Below are 16,990 nucleotides of genomic sequence, written 5' to 3'. Positions count from 1 at the left end.
TAATTACTCAAAGTACTTACCATCCCGTGCCAGTCAATTTTACCCCATTGGTTGCCACCAAGTATTTGTTTAACATTCACAGTTCAAATAGATCTGGCGATTTTGGTTCGACAATCTGCCCAGTTTTAGCTTGCTTAATCGATGCCATTAAATGTTTTACATTAGCTGGGTTGGAGAGCAAATAAAGGGTTTCTTGCCAAGAATTAAACTCATCCAGTGATATTAGTACCACCTGCTGACCCTGATTATTACTAACGATGGTCGGTTCTAAATCGGAAATAGCTGAAAATTTGGCTAACCCGATCGCCAGGTGCCATGGAAACTAAAGGGAATCATCTCTGGTAAGGCCAAGCGACAAATGGGTTCTTCCTGCAAACGATCCGCATCCCACAACCACACTTCACTGCCATGGCGATCGCCGTCATAGACCACAGTGATAATCCAGCCCCGATCGCCGTCTTCTGGGTGGGGAATATAAAGGGGCTCCACTGGATATTGATATTCTCCTAGTTTGGCGGTGATAACATCCCCGGTGTGGTAATCAATGCGGGCTATCTCCCCGAACCATTGGGAACCGAGAATTGCTGCCGGTCGTTGCAGAGCCATATAGGTATAGCGCCAGGGCTGGCCCGTCCGTTGGGGGTTAACCACTGGAAATTCACCACTGCGGTCTAGCACCTTGGTTAACTCCACTATTTTGGCCGTTTGGGGATTAAGAATGGCTTGCCACAGTTGCCCATTGGTCGAAGTTTTGACCGCCCCGGTGGGTACTTCCCGCAGATATTCGTTGGTTTGGGCAAAATCACTAAACCGGACAAAATCTAGCCGCACATTGCCATCTTCCAACTCACAGCCATTGCCATAGTGCCATTGGAACCACGATTCCGTTTCCCCTTCACTGACAATTTCCAACGTTTGGCGATCAATTACTAGAACTTTTGTCCCGCCTTCTGCATCCCAACCCAAAGCGTCCGCATAGGCCACATTGCCCAACAGCAGAGAAAATTGATTGAGGGTAATGGGGGGTAAAAAGAGGATCATATAGCGGCCCGCCAAGCAAAAACTATGGCAAAAGGGGGTGCGGCTTAATTTCAAACGACGGTGTTTGAGCAAATTGCCCTGACTGTCCAAACGATAAAGGTTGAGATTGAACTGAAAATCCACCCCAATACTAAAAATTTCCCCCGTTAACGGATCCCTTAGGGGATGGGCAGAAAAAGGCTGGCCCGGTTGAAACGCTCCACCAAAATCCTCCCGGCCCAAAGTGGCTAAATTTTCCAGGTTTAACGCATAGGGATGGCCCGCTTCCCACAGGGCCAACAGGCGATCGGGCAGGGCAATCACAGAGGTGTTAGCGGCATTTTTCAGTACATCATTCTGGCTAAACAAACTTTTCCAGTAATGCCAAACCCCCTGGGGATCCACCATGCCGTAGTTACCGTAGAGATAACGCCCAGCCTCTTCTTCTTCTGTGTAACCCTGGGTTTGCACATAGCGGTACTGCCCTTCAGCCCGTCCTTCACCAAAATGCACTGCCAAGATAGCGCCATCGCCATCAAACCAATGGCCAACTTTTTCCTGCCCCCGACTGAGGCGGCCGGGGCCATTGCGGTACAGACTGCCCTTTAACGCCGCAGGAATTTGTCCTGAAATCAGCTCCAAGCCAGTGCGGTCAAATTCCACTGCGTTTTGGCTAAAATTGCTGGCCCAAGCGGCCCGGGAGAGGGTAGCAGTCATAGAAAGGTCTAAAAAATTTGTGTGGGAAATGACGGCGGAAAAACCAGCCTTAGTGGGTGTTTGGCTCCCAGGGGAGAACAGCAAAAGTAGAGATTTGGCAAGGGTTTCTTCCACCGCACAGCTAGGCAGATCATAGCAAAATTTTCCCGAGGGCAAGGAGAGTCCCGGGGATGACAACGGCCTGGTAGGGGTCAGGTTTCAACATGGGGAGAAGCTGGAGTTTAATGGGGATCGAAAAAGAAAAACGGTTGTTTTTTTGATACCTGGTTTGTTTTTTTACAATTTCTACTAGACCCTTTTGATGGTCAATTGCATTGCCAGGGATTAGCCATGGGACACCACTATTTTACTTGCCAACTTAAATTCGCTACCATTCAACTAGTATTTTATTTTTTTAATATTTTCCAAATTAAATTATCGAAATTAGGGGAAATATTATTATTTAATTATTCCCGAAAAAATAAAAATACGCTGACAAACATCGGGGCAAGGTTGAATGCTATTAAAGCTCAAAAAGTACGTAAATAGACATTACAAATTACCATGGCCATGGGCAACAATGGCGGGAAGCATCACCGTCGTGGCGCTTGTGGTGCTGGCCCATCCCCAGAAAATCCCTGCCCAAGAACCAATTGATGAGATTCCCCAATCCTCGTTGACAGCGGAGATTCAGGCATCCCCCCAAAATGAATTATTTTTTGCCGATGTTTTAGTGCGGGGGCAATCCGTTCTTGAAGTGGGAAGTTTAGCTAGCCTAAGCGCCGATGATCGGGCCCAGATCATTAATCGTCGCATTGCCAGCGTCCTCGCCCAGGCAGATTCCCCCGAAGCTGTCACCGTACAGTTTGATCCCCAACGGGAAATAGCGGTTTTAAAAGTTAATAACCGTATCCTGATGACCGTGACCAACCAGGACGCCCTCGATTTTAATGTGCCCATAGAAACCCTGGCTGAGCAATGGGCAAACCGTTTAAATCAAGCTTTCACTGAACGGCCTTTGGCGGTTGATGTTTTACAAAGATTGACCAACACAACTCGACAATTATTAAGAGATACCATTAATCTTTTACCTTCATTACTAGGGGCATTGGTGATCATTCTCCTCACTTGGATAGTTGCCAAAGGAGTACGCCATGCCGGTCTGGTGTGGGCAGAAAAAACTGAAGGCGATCGGAGTGCGGAAATTCTGATTGGTCGCCTATGCTATGGGGGCGTCTGGATCATGGGTGCAGTAATTGCCCTGACTATTTTAGGACTAGATTTTGCGACTTTGCTAGGAACCCTCGGACTAACCAGTGTGGCCATTGGCTTTAGCTTGAAAGATATTTTAAGCAATTATATTTCCGGGGTTATTTTGTTAGCGGCTAGACCTTTTCGCATTCAGGATCAAATTGTGGTGGGAGACTACGAAGGCACTGTGGTGCAGATTCAACTCCGGGCCACAACAATGCGTACCTATGATGGCCGTTTAGTTTATATTCCTAATCAGGTAGTGTTTCAAAGTAGCATTATTAATAACACCGCTTCTCCCATACGTCGCAGTGATGTGATGGTTGGGGTGGATTATGACAGTGATTTAAACCAAGTTAAAAACTTGATTAAGGAAGCTTTGATACCCTTAGAAGGCATTCAATTGGAGCCAGCCCCGATGGTTTTAGTGCATGAGTTGGCAGCCAGTACAATTAACTTAAAAGTTCGCTTCTGGGTTGATTCCCGTCAACAATCATTTTTGCAGGTAACCTCTACTGTTACCCAGGCTGTTAAGGAAAAATTGGCCTCTGCCCAGATTGAAATGCCTACGGAAATTTACACAATTATGTTGCGAGAACCGGCCGATTCACTATCTCCATTAGGATTGATTCCTAGCGAGTAATTCGATTAACTATTGAGGGCATCGGGTGAGGTTATTTTCTGGTCGCAAATAAAGCTAAGCAAATAACCAGTTGTAGCTACACCAACAGTTGTTGATGTTGATTGAAATACTGACGGTAAACAGTGGCGGTAACTGCAATGGTACTAAGAGTATTGGTCAATAAAATTAAGAACATAATCAAAATTTGGTAGACCGAGGCATTGAGGGGATCGCCCCCGGCTAATACCTGTCCGGTTAACATTCCCGGCAAACTGACCAAGCCCACCACCATCATTTGGTTCACAGTGGGAATCAGACTGGCTCGGATGGCCGCCTTACGATAACTGGCGATCGCCTGGCCCGGAGTTGCTCCCAAGCAAAGGTGGGTTTCAATTTCCCGGGGATTTTGTTGGATAGCACTGGCTAACCTTTCACCGGCCAAGGAAGCGCTATTCATGGTTTGTCCCAAAATCATCCCAGTGAGGGGAATGAGATACTGGGGGGAATACCATTGGGGTGGCTGGATAATCACCACCAGGGCGTAACCCAAACTAATGGCGGTACTAGCCCCCAAGGAAAGCCAGAGCCAACCAAAAAGGGACTTACTGCGGGGATTAATACGATTTCTGGCCACCACGGCCGCAATGGTTAACATAATGGCCAAGACCAGCAACACTGCCCAGGCATTATCGAGGGAAAAAACCACTGCGAGGAAATAGCCCACCACAATCAGTTGCAGAATGGTGCGCCCCCCGGCCCAAATTAACTGCCCCGTCATATTTAGCCCCTGCCACTGCAAAAGGGCGATCGCCGTACCCAGGAGTCCCAACATCCAACCAATGTCGGCCCAATCCAGTTCGATTAAGACGTATTTCATAGCTCCTCCCCACCATGGTGGATGCTTCCTTCTTTGCTTATTGCAATAGCCCCAAACCTTTCAACGCCTCTAGGGCCGCCTGTTTGGTAGCAATTTGTTTACTGGGGCCAGAGCCCTGACCATGGATTTTTCCAGCCACCTTGACGGTAAAGGTAAATTCTCGGGCATGGGGGGGGCCACTGGCGTCAATTAGTTCATATTCCGGCAATTGTTTGGTTTTGGCCAAAGCCCACTGCTGGAGCAGGCTTTTCACATCCATGGTCGGCACAGGTTTTGGCGATCGCCCGTCCTGGCTTTTTTCCCACTGTTCCAGGATGGGAACGAATAGTTCTGCAATGAAATTTTCCACTGCTGGTAAACCCCCATCGAGGAGGGCCGCCCCCAACAATGACTCGAAGACATCGGACAGAATGGAGGGACTAGATTGCCCATCTTCCCTAGCCAAGCTTTGGCTCAAGCGAATTTCCGGGGCAATGTCTAAAAACCTCGCCAGGTAGGCCAACTGATTTTGATTGACCAACTGGGACCGCAGACGGGTTAATTCCGCCTCAGTAAAGTGTGGATAACGTTCAAACAGAATGCGCCCCACCACAAAACCCAACACCGCATCCCCCAGAAACTCCAGCCGGTCATAGGAAGGAGTACCGGGATGTTCGTTGCAATAGGAACGATGGGTGAGAGCTTCGAGTTTTAACTGGGGGTCTCTAATGGGGGGCAAATCAGGATGGTTCACACGCCCCGTTCAATGGATCTTTCCGCTTGGGTAAATTCTAGCTGTAAACGTTTTTTCAGCTTTTCAGGAATGGGACGGGCACCGTAGGAAGTGTAATATCCGGCCAGGGAGTTGAGGGCGGTTTGCATGGTGGTAAAGGATTTCAGCCCTCCAGCATCGCCTTTGCGACGGTAGCGAGAAATGTAGTCGTTAATCTGACCCCGGGCGGTGTCCTGGACTTCCTGATGGTTGGGGGCATCTTGGGGTAAATCGATCGCCTCCCGTAGGGTTGCAATGACAGTCAGGGTATCTTGGCTATAGTTGCCGGTGAGTCCTGTGCCGCTGTCGCAGGCCGTCAGACCGATCGTCACTACTAAAACTAAGGCCAACAGCCGTGACAACTGATTTTTCAAAAAGGACATCACTGAGGGTTCCCTCCCTGGATTGTTACTGAATTTTGTTAATTTTTATATCCTACCAGTTGGCCAGGGCCCCCTAAGACTTGCCTTTTACTCTGACTTCAGGATGGGGGCCGGGGTTGGGGAAGTGGCCCTGGCACCGGGGGCACTATTCTGATTAGCCAAAGCCTGGTTGGTCACTTGGAGGGCAATTTTTTTGATCGAGTCCTTATACTGCACCGGGGCCAGCATAATTGCCTGCTGGAAGAAAGGATCCGCTTCCTTTAATTTGCCGGTTTGGGCCATGACCTGGGCCTGGGCTAGGACTGGACGAAAATCATTGCTATTAACTTTACTGGCGGCTTCATAGATGGCGATCGCCTGGTCCGGGCGGTTTTGACTGAGATAAATTTCCCCCAGCAACAGTTGTAGAGAAGTGAGCTGGTCAGGGGGCACAGTACCAGGGGCTCCGGTTTGGGCTTTGATTGCCTGGGTAATGGCATTTTGCACAATGGCCACGGCCTCAGCGGGGCGCTCCTGTTGGGCATAAAGTCCACTGAGGCCTTTCAAGGCCTGAATGTTGTAAGGGGATTGAAGAAGAATTTCTCGGTAAACTTTCGCTGCTCCGGCCTTATTTTCCAGTTGGGTTTTAAGCTGGGCCAAAAGGATACGGTACTGCACCTGATCCGCCTTAATCTGTCCCAGCCGTTCTAAAGGGGCGATCGCCGCTGTCAGATTTTTTTGTTGCAGACGAATTTCTAGCAAGCCCTGGAGGGCATTAACGTTATCCGGTTCCCTTTCCAACACTAACTGATAACCCAACGCCTGATTTTCCAGGGGAGTGGCGCCATTGACAACTCCATCAGCAGCGGTGCGGGGTTGCCACAAACCCATCACCAGGGGCACCAAAGAAAATAACACCAGAGCACTGACCATGGCTCCAATGCCCACGTAAACCCAAACATCCCGTTGTGTTCTAGAAGTTGCCACCCCAATGCCTCCTCTGGCAAGATTTATCCGAGCCCAGAACAATAATTTAGATGGTAATGGAACCAATGAACAATTGTCCCGGCGATTTGGTCACACCAAATTAGACCAAAATTTTTGCCTTTCCAGCATAGTCGCTCTGGCTTGGGACGCCAATGTTGGAGCCCGTTGTCAGAATGGTTAAATGGAAGGGGGAATGTAAACCATTGTAAATTTAAGCTTTCTAGCAGAATTTTTGTCCAATTAATCCGTTGCCAGGGAGTTTAACAGTGTCAATCAAGTTAGTGGTGTTGGACATTGATGGCACCATTGCCGGAATATCCAATCAAATCAACCCCACAGTGGTGCAAACCATTCACCAGGTACAGAGTCGGGGTATTCAAGTAGCGTTGGCCACTGGCAGAATGTTCGGTTCAGCCCTGCGCTTCCATCGGGCCATCCAGTCAACTCTGCCTTTGATTAGTTATAACGGCGCCCTAACCAAGCATCCCCACAGCGGCATGGTTCTGAGAGAAAAACCTCTCCCCCCGGCGATCGCCCTAGAGATTTTGGCCCACTTTGAGCAACCGGATCTGCAACCCCATCTTGATGTCCACTGCTATTACAACGACCAGCTCCATGTGCGGCACATCACCCCAGAAACGCATATTTATATGGAAAGGTCCGGTGCCATTGCCCAGGCCAGCGGCGATTTACGATCAATTATTGCATTGGGTAGCACCACCAAAATGTTGGCCATTAGTCGCAATGCTCCCCTGATGGCCCAGTTGATGGCGGAAATGGGCCACAAACTCCGGGGCCAGGCTGTGCATCTGACCCAATCCACCGAAATTTACTTTGAAGTCACCCACGCCGAAGCCACCAAAGGCCTAGCTCTCAAACATTTAACCGAAGAGGTGTTAGGGCTTGATCCCCAAGCAGTTTTGGCGATCGGAGACAATTTTAATGATCTAGAAATGCTGAAATATGCTGGGGTAGGGGTGGCCATGGGTAATGCTCCCCCGGCAGTGCAAAGGGAGGCGGACTGGGTAACGGCGGATGTGGAAGCCGATGGCGTGTCCCAAGCTTTGGCTAAGTTTTGTCTAGACTCCACACCAGCTCTCTGTTAGTTGTCAGTCTCAAACTGAAAAGGAGCCTACCAATGGCAAACTCCCCTTCAGACCAAACAGATTAATTTAATCAATCCCCAGGCAAAAGTCCCTAGTAGGTTTCCACGTGCCAGCGGTGTTCTTTTTTCATTTCCCGTTGGAAAGTGGTCCATTCGGTGCCATTTTGTTCCGCCAGGGCAGTGAAAGCTTCATCAATACCAGGCTCCATGCCTTTGAGACCACACATATAGGTGTGGGTTTTGGGATTTTGCATCAAATTCCAGAGTTTTTCGGCATTTTCCGCTACCCGGTGCTGGATATACATCCGGCCGCCCTCGGCATTTTGTTGCTCCCGGCTGATGGCATAGGTTAAACGGAAATTGTCAGGAAATTCCGCCGCCATTTTTTCCAAATCGTCTTTATAAAGAATATTTTCTGATTTGGGAATACCAAAGATCAGCCAAGCTAGGCCCTTAAACTTGTAATCTTCGTGTTGTTCCTTGAACATACGCCACAGAAATGCCCGGAAGGGAGCAATGCCGGTGCCAGTGGCTAGCATCACAATGTTGGCATCTTCGTCCGGGGGCAAGAGCATTTCCTTCCCAACGGGGCCGGTGATGGCAATGTCATCCCCTTCTTTAATGTTGCACAGGTAGGTGGAACAAACCCCTTGGACGGTTTCCCCAGCTTCGTTTTGATATTCTAGTTGGCGCACACAGAGGGAAACGGTTTTGTCATCGCCAAAGTCACCGTGCCTAGTGGAAGCAATGGAATATAGGCGCAGTTTATGGGGTTTGCCCTTGTCATCTTCTCCGGGGGGAATGATGCCAATACTTTGCCCTTCCAGATAGCGTAGGTCACCCTGGGAGAGGTCAAAGGTAAGGTGTTGTACTTCGCCAATGCCTCCGTCCCTCACCAAAGGGTAATTTTCTAAAACTTTGCCAATGTAGGGAGTTTTGGGACGATAAATATTGACGGGAATATCGTCAGCTTTCTTTTCTTTGGGGGTTGTTGTCATGGTTTTCTTAGATTCAGGGGCTGAATTAGCCACCGCTTCTGAACCACTTCCCTCGGATTGACTGGGTTTAGTAATGCCCTCGGTGTGGGGTAAAGGCGAATCTCCCTCTAGAGGCTTAATGCTGACAATTTTTCCTCCCATCCGGGTAATGCGTCGCATTTCTTGGTTCATCCGCTTTAGGGGGACGGTGATGAACGTGCTGCCACTACGGCGGATAGGATAGTCTAAGCCATCAGTCATGGTGCTCTGACTCAGGCCGATTACCTCATAAACGAATAAACGATTACCGGCATCGCTCTGGCGGGATGAAGTCGCTACGTAACCGGGACTGTACATGGGTTAATTGCTCCCTACTCAATCAAATAATACTGACAGAAATTTATTGCAGTATTATCAAGCCTACCATCGTCAGGCGATCGCCGTGGCTGGGAGGAGCAGTGGGGTCAGAAGCGGAGATTTAGTCCTATTACCCTAACAAAGTTAACCTTGATAAAATGTAACCCCTGTATCACTTTCCCGGACGATTAAGCCTAGGACGAACTTGAATTAGTTCAACAATGGAGGGGCGCTCCCCTTGGTTGGGTCAATCTTGTAGAAGGGAATACAATTCTGATAGAATTCATACTCAGTATTCAGAGGGTCAGGCTATATCTCTGGCTGGAACCGAAGAGCGTTATCTGGGGTTGACTAAGATGACTAGATCTCAGGATTAGTTTTCCGTCGGCCCTTGACAGGGGGTTAACAAGCCCATAGGCTCTGGTTTGTCTCTCCAACACGCCATTTGGGGTGAGGAGAAATTTTCTAGGAAACCGGGTTAACAATCAGTTTTGCATTTTTGAGGGATGTTATGACCACACAGCTAGACCGCGTGGTTCTTATTGGTGTTGCCGGGGATTCCGGTTGCGGTAAGTCTACTTTCTTGCGTCGATTAACGGATTTATTCGGCGAAGAGTTCATGACGGTAATTTGTTTAGACGATTACCATAGTTTGGATCGCCAGGGCAGAAAAGCCGCTGGGGTCACCGCATTGGATCCCAGGGCCAACAATTTTGACCTGATGTATGAGCAGATTAAAGCGCTCAAAAGTGGTCAATCCATTATGAAACCCATTTACAACCACGAAACGGGCTTGCTGGATCCGCCGGAAAAGGTTGACCCCAATAAGGTGGTGGTGATTGAAGGTTTGCACCCCCTCTACGATGAACGGGTCCGGGAACTGGTGGATTTCGGGGTGTACCTGGACATCAGCGAAGAAGTAAAGATTAACTGGAAAATTCAACGGGACATGGCCGAACGGGGCCACACCTATGAAGATATTTTGGCTTCGATCAACGCCCGTAAGCCCGACTTCACCGCCTACATTGAGCCCCAGAAGCAGCATGCGGATGTAGTTATCCAGGTGTTACCCACCCGCTTGATTGAAGATAAGGAAAGTAAGCTCCTGCGGGTTCGTCTTGTCCAAAAAGAAGGGGTTAAGTTCTTCGAGCCGGCCTACCTGTTTGATGAAGGCTCCACCATTGATTGGCGTCCCTGTGGTCGGAAGCTAACCTGCACCTATCCCGGCATCAAGATGTACTACGGCCCCGATAATTTCATGGGCAACGAAGTTTCTTTGCTGGAAGTAGATGGTCGGTTTGAAAACCTAGAGGAAATGGTTTACGTGGAAAACCATCTCAGCAAAACCGGTACTAAGTACTATGGTGAGATGACCGAGTTGTTGCTCAAGCATAAGGATTACCCAGGCACTGACAATGGCACTGGTCTGTTCCAGGTGTTGGTGGGTCTGAAAATGCGGGAAGTTTACGAACAGTTAACGACTGAAGCTAAGGTTCCGGCTTCTGTGTAACTGCGACACCAATAATTACCTGACCTACTAGTCTGCATAACTTACTATCTTCGTGGTGGCCATGGCTGTGGTTCCACCACGATTTTTATTGGGGTTTGATTTAGGGAAAAAATCTTCTACCATCTAAGGCGGATGTCAGTGTTTGATATCCGTATATGATCCAGGTTGAGCTTACAGGATTGTCTCTGGGGAGGGTAATGATGCCATTTTTAGTGGTGGTAGTGGTAGTTTTATTTGCCGGAGTGCAACTTTTCCAATGGTTATTGGGGATAATTTTGCCCCTGCCCATTTACGTCATGGCCGGTGCTTTTTTGGCGATCGCCAGTAATTATGACAAGGGCATGGCCGTTTTGATTAACCGGGGCCAGGGGTTATGGTCCCATCACCAAACCCCAGGGCCAACTATGACAGCGGAGTTAGAATCCCCCAGGGCTGGAGTTGATGAAATTGCTCATCCGTTGGAGTTAACAGCTCAGAAATCCTTAAACGGTGACCAGGTCTCCCCTTAGGCTGGTAAAACTAAGGCGTTCGTCGGTTTCATCCACCACAATGGTCTCACCAGGTTGGTAATCCCCCCGTAAAATTCCCTTGGCGATAGCCGTTTCCAGGTATTTTTGGATGGCTCGTTTCAAAGGTCGGGCCCCATACACCGGGTCGTAACCAACGGCGGCAAGGAAGTCTAGAGCTTTATCGGTTAACTTCAAAGTTAACTTTTGATCCTCCAAACGGGAAGCCAAAGATTGAATTTGAATTTGGACAATGGATCGTAACTCGGATTTTTGTAAACCGTGGAAAATAATCGTTTCATCCACTCGGTTGAGGAATTCTGGACGGAAGTTTTCCCGCATCACATCCATCACCCTTGTCCGCATTTCTTCATAACGACTATCATCCCCTGCCACATCTAAAATGTATTGGGAACCCAGGTTACTGGTCATAATGATAATCGTATTTTTGAAGTCCACCACATGGCCTTGGGCATCGGTTAAGCGACCGTCATCGAGGATTTGGAGCATGACATTAAACACATCCCCATGGGCCTTCTCAATTTCATCAAAAAGAATGACGGAATAGGGGCGGCGGCGGATAGCTTCCGTTAGTTGTCCCCCTTCTTCATAGCCCACATAGCCCGGAGGAGCCCCCATTAAACGGGAAACAGCGTGTTTTTCCATGTATTCCGACATATCGATCCGCACCAGGGCTTCTTCAGTGTCAAACAGATTTTTTGCTAAAGCCTTAGCTAACTCGGTTTTACCTACTCCCGTGGGGCCGAGGAAAATAAAACTAGCCGTGGGACGGTTCGGGTCGGAAAGCCCAGCCCGGGAACGTTGGATCGCTTCAGCTACCGCAGTAACCGCTTCATCCTGGCCAATGACTCGACCATGGAGCTCATCTTCCAAGTGGAGTAATTTTTCTTTTTCCGATTCCACTAGCTTACTGATGGGAATACCAGTCCATTTGGAAATAATTTCCGCAATGTCCGACTCCAGCACTTCTTCGCGCAAAAGGGATTTGCCGGAGGTTTGTTGCTCCGCCAGTTGGCTTTCTAGGGTTTCCACTTGCCTTTGCAGATCCGTTAGTTTGCCGTATTGCAACTCAGCGGCTTTGTTGTAGTCATAGTCCCGCTGCGCCTGCTGAATTTCTAGGTTCACCTGGTCAATGGTTTCCTTAAGATTACGGATTTGGTCAATGACCGTTTTTTCCGATTGCCACTGGCCGTTGAGTTTAGACTGCTCTTCTTTAAAATCTGCCAGTTCTTTTTCTAGTTTTTTTAACCGTTCCTTGGAAGCAGAATCATTCTCCCGTTGTAGGGATAACCGCTCCATTTCTAGTTGCAGAATTTTACGGTCAACTTCATCCAATTCCTCTGGTTTAGAGGTAATTTCCATTTTTAGTTTGGCCGCCGCTTCATCCACTAAGTCGATGGCTTTATCGGGTAAAAAGCGGTCACTGATGTAACGGTTTGACAACATGGCCGCCGCTACCAGGGCACTGTCAGCAATTTTGACGCCATGGTGTACTTCATAGCGTTCTTTTAAGCCCCGCAGAATAGAAATGGTGTCCAACACATTGGGTTCATCCACCAAAACTTCTTGGAAACGCCGTTCTAAGGCCGCATCCTTTTCAATATATTTGCGATATTCATCCAAGGTGGTAGCCCCGATACAGCGCAGAGCCCCCCGGGCCAACATCGGTTTTAACAAGTTGCCCGCATCCATGGCTCCTTGGGTAGCCCCTGCCCCCACCACGGTGTGAATTTCATCAATAAATAGAATAATTTGCCCTTGGCTATCGGTGACTTCCTTCAGTACCGCTTTGAGTCGTTCTTCAAATTCTCCCCGGTATTTTGCTCCAGCAATTAAAGATCCCATATCGAGGGAAATTAGTTTTCGATCCCGCAGGGACTCCGGTACGTCATGGTTAATGATGCGCTGGGCCAAACCTTCGGCGATCGCCGTTTTACCGACCCCCGGTTCCCCAATCAAGACAGGGTTATTTTTGGTCCGGCGGGAAAGAATTTGAATGGTGCGCCGCACTTCTTCGTCTCGGCCGATGACAGGATCTAACTTACCTTCCCGGGCCAATTCCGTTAAATCCCGCCCATATTTTTCGAGGGATTCATATTTACCTTCTGGATTCTGGTCACTCACTTTTTGGGTTCCTCTAATTTGCTTGATAATTTCTGCTAACTTATTTTCTGTCAGGCCAATTTCTCGATATAAGTTTTTGCCCAGGCGGTCATCTTGGCCGTAGGCCAGCATTAAATGCTCGATGGAAATATAGTCGTCCCCATACTTGGCCTTGGTCGTTTCTGCATTGTCCAATAATTTATCAAGACTACGCCCTAAATAAATCGATTCACTTGGATTACTTAACTTGGGCTGTTGAGCAATAAAACTATTGACCTGATCCCTCACCCGGGGAATGCTCACCCCAGCCTTATTAAAGATGCTGGTGGCCAGGCCGTTTTGTTCCAGTAGGGCGCTGAGTAGATGCTCCGTCTCAATTTGTTGTTGTCGATGCTGTTTAGCAATGTCAGGCGTTTTGGCGATCGCCTCCCAAGCTTTTTCTGTAAATTTATTCGGGTCTGTGGGTTGCATAAGATTTTCTATAGGGGCTGTGTAAGGACTACCAAATCAATTTTAGAGGGCGGAATCCAGCGCTAGGAAGGAGGGTTTTCCCAATGGAGCGGTGGGGTTTACCCTTGGCCAAGCAAGGGGTGAGAGTCTGGCCGAAGGATGCCAGAGGCCGAATTTGGCGAGGCAATGCGACAAAAATAGTCAGGGAGGGGAAATTTCTGCCATTCAGCTAGGCCCCAAAGCCCCTTTCTTGTAAGCTAGGGGCTAATCTTGACCCCTAAGCAGAATCAGACGCTATGACTTGGAACGAGGGCTACGTCCTAGAAGTTAACTATACCTATGGTTTTTATGGCGAATTGAGTCCCCTCAAATTAGCCCTAGCCGCCACTCTCAAGTCATTAAAATCCCCCAATTTAGAGAAAAACTTTAATTACTGCGAACTGGCCTGCGGCCGGGGATATTCCACCAATTTATTAGCAAGTTGCTACCCCCAAGCTCAGTTTTACGCCAACGATTTTAACCCTAGTCATATTGTTGAAGCCCGCACCCTCGCCGAAACAGCGGGCACTAAAAACGTCCATTTTTTTGACGATAGTTTTGAAGAATTTATCAATCAAGATTTACCTCAGTTTGATTTCATTGTTCTCCACGGTATTTACAGTTGGATTACCCCCAGAAATCGCCTGGCGATCGTGAACTTTATTCGTCAAAAAATCAAAGTGGGAGGCATGGTTTACATTTCCTACAACACTCTCCCTGGTTGGGCCGCAGCCAGACCTATGCAAGCATTGATGCTCCGCTACGGACGCAATTCTTCAGAACCCATTCTGAGCCGCATTGAAAAAGCACTAAGTTTCACGGAACAAATGCTAGAGTCTAAGGCCACCTATTTCACTCAAAACCCAATCCTAAAACCCCGTTTAGAAAAACTAAAAGAGCAAAACCGTTACTATCTGGCCCACGAATACTTTAACGAAGAGTGGAATGCTTTTTATTTTGATGAAGTAGCCAAAGAATTGGAGGAAGCGAAGCTCAATTTTATGGGGTCAGCCCATTTAATTGATTATGTAGATGCAGTGAACTTGTCTGCCGCGGCCCAAACCCAGTTGTCCGAGGTCACGGATCCCATTTTCCAGCAGGTAGTGCGGGATTTCTTCCTCAATACCCAGTTCCGGCGGGATATTTTTACCCGGGGGCAACTTTCCCTCCTATCCCAAGAACACTTACAAGTTTTGCGGAGTCTCAGGTTTGCCTTGGTAACATCCATCAAATCAATGAAGTTTAAACATCAATTTCCCTTGGGAGAAGTGGAACTCCAGGAAAAAGTTTATCGCCCTATTTGTGAAGCTTTGGAAAATGGCCCCTTAACCCTGGGGGAATTGCAAAAGGATATTAGAACCAAAGATATTGCCTTGAACAGTCTTTACCAAGCCCTAATCATTATGACCGGCATTGGTTATACCCACCCAGCGGTAAGTGAAACAGTACGGAAACAAAGACAAAAATCCACCGATGCTTTTAATAGCGCCGTCAAAGCTAAAGCTATTTATAGTGATGAAATGAATTTCTTGGCTTCTCCCCTGGTGGGAACGGGCATTGTGGTAAATCGCCTCGAACAGTTACTACTATTGGCTAAGGAACGAAAACAAGACGGTCCCCAATTTATTTGGCAGGTGCTCTCTGGTCAAGGTAAAAAAATCATCAAGGAAGGCAAAACCTTGGAAACGGAGTCTGAAAATTTAGCTCATCTCGCAACCGTGGCAGAAAATTTCAATGGCGATCGCCTACCATTATTGACTAAATTGGGAATTAGCTGATTGTGCTTATTTTACCAACGGAACATGGTCACCAAGCATTAGCTGATTTGCCGTAACTACGGCGATCGATTGACTTCTCCATCATTATTAAAGTGGAGAAAAGTTGCTTTTATTTTGCCCAGGTAATGAAAAAATTTGTTGTTATCGATCATTCCCTTTGCAATCTGCAAGGACATCACTATGAGTGTAGTGTTGCTGTGGCAGAAGCAGCCCAAAGAAAAGGTTATCAACCGACTATCATTGCCAATCAAGCTCTACAGGAGTCTTTAATTGCTGGAGATATAAAAATCATTCCAGCTTTTCAAGTGGATTGGTTCAACAATCCGGTCAATGTCAAAAACGTAGAATCCGTTGCTCCCGATTCATCAAAGCAAACCCAACCTTGGCAGGAACGGTGGCGCCATCAGCTTTATCTCTGGCAACAAGATCATCAAGAATTAAGAATATTTTTAGAAAAAGTAGAAGGTAGCACCCAACGATTAAAAGAGTGGTTTAAAGCAGATCTTCGATCTTTGCGGTCTATACCTTTGACCAATACAGCTTGGGGCTTATTAAAAATCCTTTGGGGAGTCGTCCGTCTAGTTGCGAAAATTCCCCTAAAAATTGTTGTTAAAATTGTCAATAAATCCAGTAAATCTGAAGAAGTTTTTGCTGTAGAAACTAAGAGTTTTACCCAGACCCTAGAAGAGATTTTACCAGCGTTAGAGTTGACGACGGCGGATCAAGTTCTTATTCATACTTTTGGTATTGAACAGTTAGAGGAGCTATTTTATTTTTTAAATAACCATAACCGAGATAATTTACCCACCTACCATCTTTTATTTAGGCGCGACACCGAAGACCCATTGGTCATCAATGCCGCCGGGATGGGATTGAAAAAATGTTTAGAAAGTTTTTGCCAAACTCAACTCTGGCCCAGCAAAATTCGCTTTTACACAGATACTAAAGACTTAGTTCGGAAACATAATCAATTAAGTCCTGCAATTTTCACTCAAGTACCGATTCCTTTCCGCCAAGAAAAATTACAGTTAGAAAATTTTGATAAGGGTGTTGATAATAAAACTTTTATTCATATAGTTTATTTAGGTGATGCCAGGTCAGAGAAAGGCTATCAGCATTTACCCGCTTTAGTGGCAGACCTATGGACCGATTACCTCAAGCCTGGTTTGGCAAAATTTACCATTCAATCTAACTATAATGTGGCCGGAGGAGAAGAAGTAATCCTGGAAGCTAAGCTGAAACTTTGTCAGTATGCCCGCAGTGCCGTGGAGCTAATTGACCATGCCCTGGAACCCGATGCCTATTACGGCGGATTCCGCATCTAGCTGGCACAGTAACAACAATGAGTAAAATAGTTCTGTCTAGTTGTAGCAGAATTCAGCATAACACCAATTTCTGCTAACTTTTCAACAGATTCTTTATCTTTAGGTCTAAATCGCCGAATGAAAGCTTTGAGTTCCCACCAAAGATGTTCAATAGGGTTAAAATCTGGAGAGTAGCGGGGTAAATAAATGACCTTAGCTCCTGCTGCTTCAAGCATTTCTTTTACCCCTTCAACTTTATGAGCATTTAGATTGT

General features: G+C 47.3%; 14 protein-coding genes and 1 pseudogene. 6 read left to right on the top strand and 9 right to left on the bottom strand.

What is annotated here, in order from left to right; genetic code table 11:
- Window positions 1-76: 76 nt before the first annotated feature.
- Together H6G45_RS00885 and H6G45_RS00880 are read right to left on the bottom strand one after the other, a co-directional pair.
- Window positions 77-310 (bottom strand): type II toxin-antitoxin system Phd/YefM family antitoxin, encoded by a 234-nt coding sequence (locus tag H6G45_RS00885; RefSeq protein ID WP_190596012.1) that lies wholly within the window; start codon window positions 308-310, stop codon window positions 77-79.
- On the bottom strand, window positions 295-1,737 hold the full coding sequence (locus tag H6G45_RS00880) for a carotenoid oxygenase family protein (protein ID WP_190595711.1): 1,443 nt from the start codon (window positions 1,735-1,737) through the stop codon (window positions 295-297). The genes H6G45_RS00885 and H6G45_RS00880 overlap by 16 nt, the downstream gene beginning before the upstream one ends.
- Before the next feature lie 559 nt (window positions 1,738-2,296).
- Between H6G45_RS00880 and H6G45_RS00875 the strand changes: the two genes are divergently transcribed.
- The gene (locus H6G45_RS00875; protein ID WP_190595709.1) at window positions 2,297-3,610 is read left to right on the top strand and encodes a mechanosensitive ion channel family protein; all 1,314 of its coding nucleotides are present in this window, start codon (window positions 2,297-2,299) and stop codon (window positions 3,608-3,610) included.
- 76 nt (window positions 3,611-3,686) lie between these two features.
- Here H6G45_RS00875 and fetB read toward each other — a convergent pair whose 3' ends face one another.
- From fetB to H6G45_RS00855, 4 genes are all read right to left on the bottom strand, one after another.
- Complete coding sequence (fetB, locus tag H6G45_RS00870; RefSeq protein WP_190595707.1) at window positions 3,687-4,466, bottom strand: iron export ABC transporter permease subunit FetB; 780 nt, start codon at window positions 4,464-4,466, stop codon at window positions 3,687-3,689.
- A 37-nt stretch (window positions 4,467-4,503) separates the two neighbouring features.
- A complete protein-coding gene (rnc, locus tag H6G45_RS00865; RefSeq protein WP_190595705.1) occupies window positions 4,504-5,199 on the bottom strand; it encodes a ribonuclease III in 696 nt (231 codons plus the stop codon).
- Complete coding sequence (psb27, locus tag H6G45_RS00860; protein WP_338116569.1) at window positions 5,196-5,603, bottom strand: photosystem II protein Psb27; 408 nt, start codon at window positions 5,601-5,603, stop codon at window positions 5,196-5,198. The genes rnc and psb27 overlap by 4 nt, the downstream gene beginning before the upstream one ends.
- 84 nt (window positions 5,604-5,687) lie before the next feature.
- Complete coding sequence (locus tag H6G45_RS00855) at window positions 5,688-6,566, bottom strand: tetratricopeptide repeat protein (protein ID WP_190595702.1); 879 nt, start codon at window positions 6,564-6,566, stop codon at window positions 5,688-5,690.
- A 266-nt stretch (window positions 6,567-6,832) separates the two neighbouring features.
- Between H6G45_RS00855 and H6G45_RS00850 the strand changes: the two genes are divergently transcribed.
- Complete coding sequence (locus H6G45_RS00850) at window positions 6,833-7,672, top strand: Cof-type HAD-IIB family hydrolase (protein WP_190595701.1); 840 nt, start codon at window positions 6,833-6,835, stop codon at window positions 7,670-7,672.
- A gap of 91 nt (window positions 7,673-7,763) precedes the next feature.
- On the opposite strand, the gene petH is transcribed toward H6G45_RS00850, so the two are convergent.
- Complete coding sequence (petH, locus tag H6G45_RS00845) at window positions 7,764-9,005, bottom strand: ferredoxin--NADP reductase (RefSeq protein WP_190595699.1); 1,242 nt, start codon at window positions 9,003-9,005, stop codon at window positions 7,764-7,766.
- A 511-nt stretch (window positions 9,006-9,516) separates the two neighbouring features.
- Here petH and H6G45_RS00840 point away from each other — a divergent pair.
- Window positions 9,517-10,515 (top strand): phosphoribulokinase, encoded by a 999-nt coding sequence (locus H6G45_RS00840; RefSeq protein ID WP_190595697.1) that lies wholly within the window; start codon window positions 9,517-9,519, stop codon window positions 10,513-10,515.
- A 197-nt stretch (window positions 10,516-10,712) separates the two neighbouring features.
- Complete coding sequence (locus H6G45_RS00835; RefSeq protein WP_190595695.1) at window positions 10,713-11,024, top strand: hypothetical protein; 312 nt, start codon at window positions 10,713-10,715, stop codon at window positions 11,022-11,024.
- Here the strand turns inward: H6G45_RS00835 and clpB are convergent.
- A complete protein-coding gene (gene clpB / locus H6G45_RS00830; RefSeq protein ID WP_190595694.1) occupies window positions 10,998-13,616 on the bottom strand; it encodes an ATP-dependent chaperone ClpB in 2,619 nt (872 codons plus the stop codon). The two genes, H6G45_RS00835 and clpB, sit on opposite strands and share 27 nt — an antisense overlap.
- A 275-nt stretch (window positions 13,617-13,891) precedes the next feature.
- Between clpB and H6G45_RS00825 the strand changes: the two genes are divergently transcribed.
- Both H6G45_RS00825 and H6G45_RS00820 read left to right on the top strand, forming a co-directional pair.
- Window positions 13,892-15,412, top strand: coding sequence for a class I SAM-dependent methyltransferase (locus H6G45_RS00825; protein ID WP_190595691.1), 1,521 nt, complete (start codon window positions 13,892-13,894; stop codon window positions 15,410-15,412).
- A gap of 125 nt (window positions 15,413-15,537) precedes the next feature.
- Complete coding sequence (locus tag H6G45_RS00820) at window positions 15,538-16,737, top strand: hypothetical protein (protein WP_242017986.1); 1,200 nt, start codon at window positions 15,538-15,540, stop codon at window positions 16,735-16,737.
- Between the two features lie 113 nt (window positions 16,738-16,850).
- Here H6G45_RS00820 and H6G45_RS19385 read toward each other — a convergent pair.
- Window positions 16,851-16,990 (bottom strand): annotated as a pseudogene (locus tag H6G45_RS19385) (transposase); the annotation flags it as partial.

This window comes from Synechocystis sp. FACHB-383 (genome assembly GCF_014698605.1).
GTDB lineage: Bacteria > Cyanobacteriota > Cyanobacteriia > Cyanobacteriales > Microcystaceae > Synechocystis > Synechocystis salina.
Note: the sequence above shows the minus strand (reverse complement) of the source record. Positions and strands in the feature narration are given on the sequence as shown.

Coding starts and splice junctions, on each gene's coding strand:
- H6G45_RS00880 (WP_190595711.1), bottom strand. CDS start 1,737: ATGACTGCTACCCTCTCCCGGGCCGCTTGGGCCAGCAATTTTAGCCAA.
- H6G45_RS00875 (WP_190595709.1), top strand. CDS start 2,297: ATGGCGGGAAGCATCACCGTCGTGGCGCTTGTGGTGCTGGCCCATCCC.
- fetB (WP_190595707.1), bottom strand. CDS start 4,466: ATGAAATACGTCTTAATCGAACTGGATTGGGCCGACATTGGTTGGATG.
- petH (WP_190595699.1), bottom strand. CDS start 9,005: ATGTACAGTCCCGGTTACGTAGCGACTTCATCCCGCCAGAGCGATGCC.
- H6G45_RS00840 (WP_190595697.1), top strand. CDS start 9,517: ATGACCACACAGCTAGACCGCGTGGTTCTTATTGGTGTTGCCGGGGAT.
- H6G45_RS00835 (WP_190595695.1), top strand. CDS start 10,713: ATGATGCCATTTTTAGTGGTGGTAGTGGTAGTTTTATTTGCCGGAGTG.
- clpB (WP_190595694.1), bottom strand. CDS start 13,616: ATGCAACCCACAGACCCGAATAAATTTACAGAAAAAGCTTGGGAGGCG.
- H6G45_RS00825 (WP_190595691.1), top strand. CDS start 13,892: ATGACTTGGAACGAGGGCTACGTCCTAGAAGTTAACTATACCTATGGT.
- H6G45_RS00820 (WP_242017986.1), top strand. CDS start 15,538: ATGAAAAAATTTGTTGTTATCGATCATTCCCTTTGCAATCTGCAAGGA.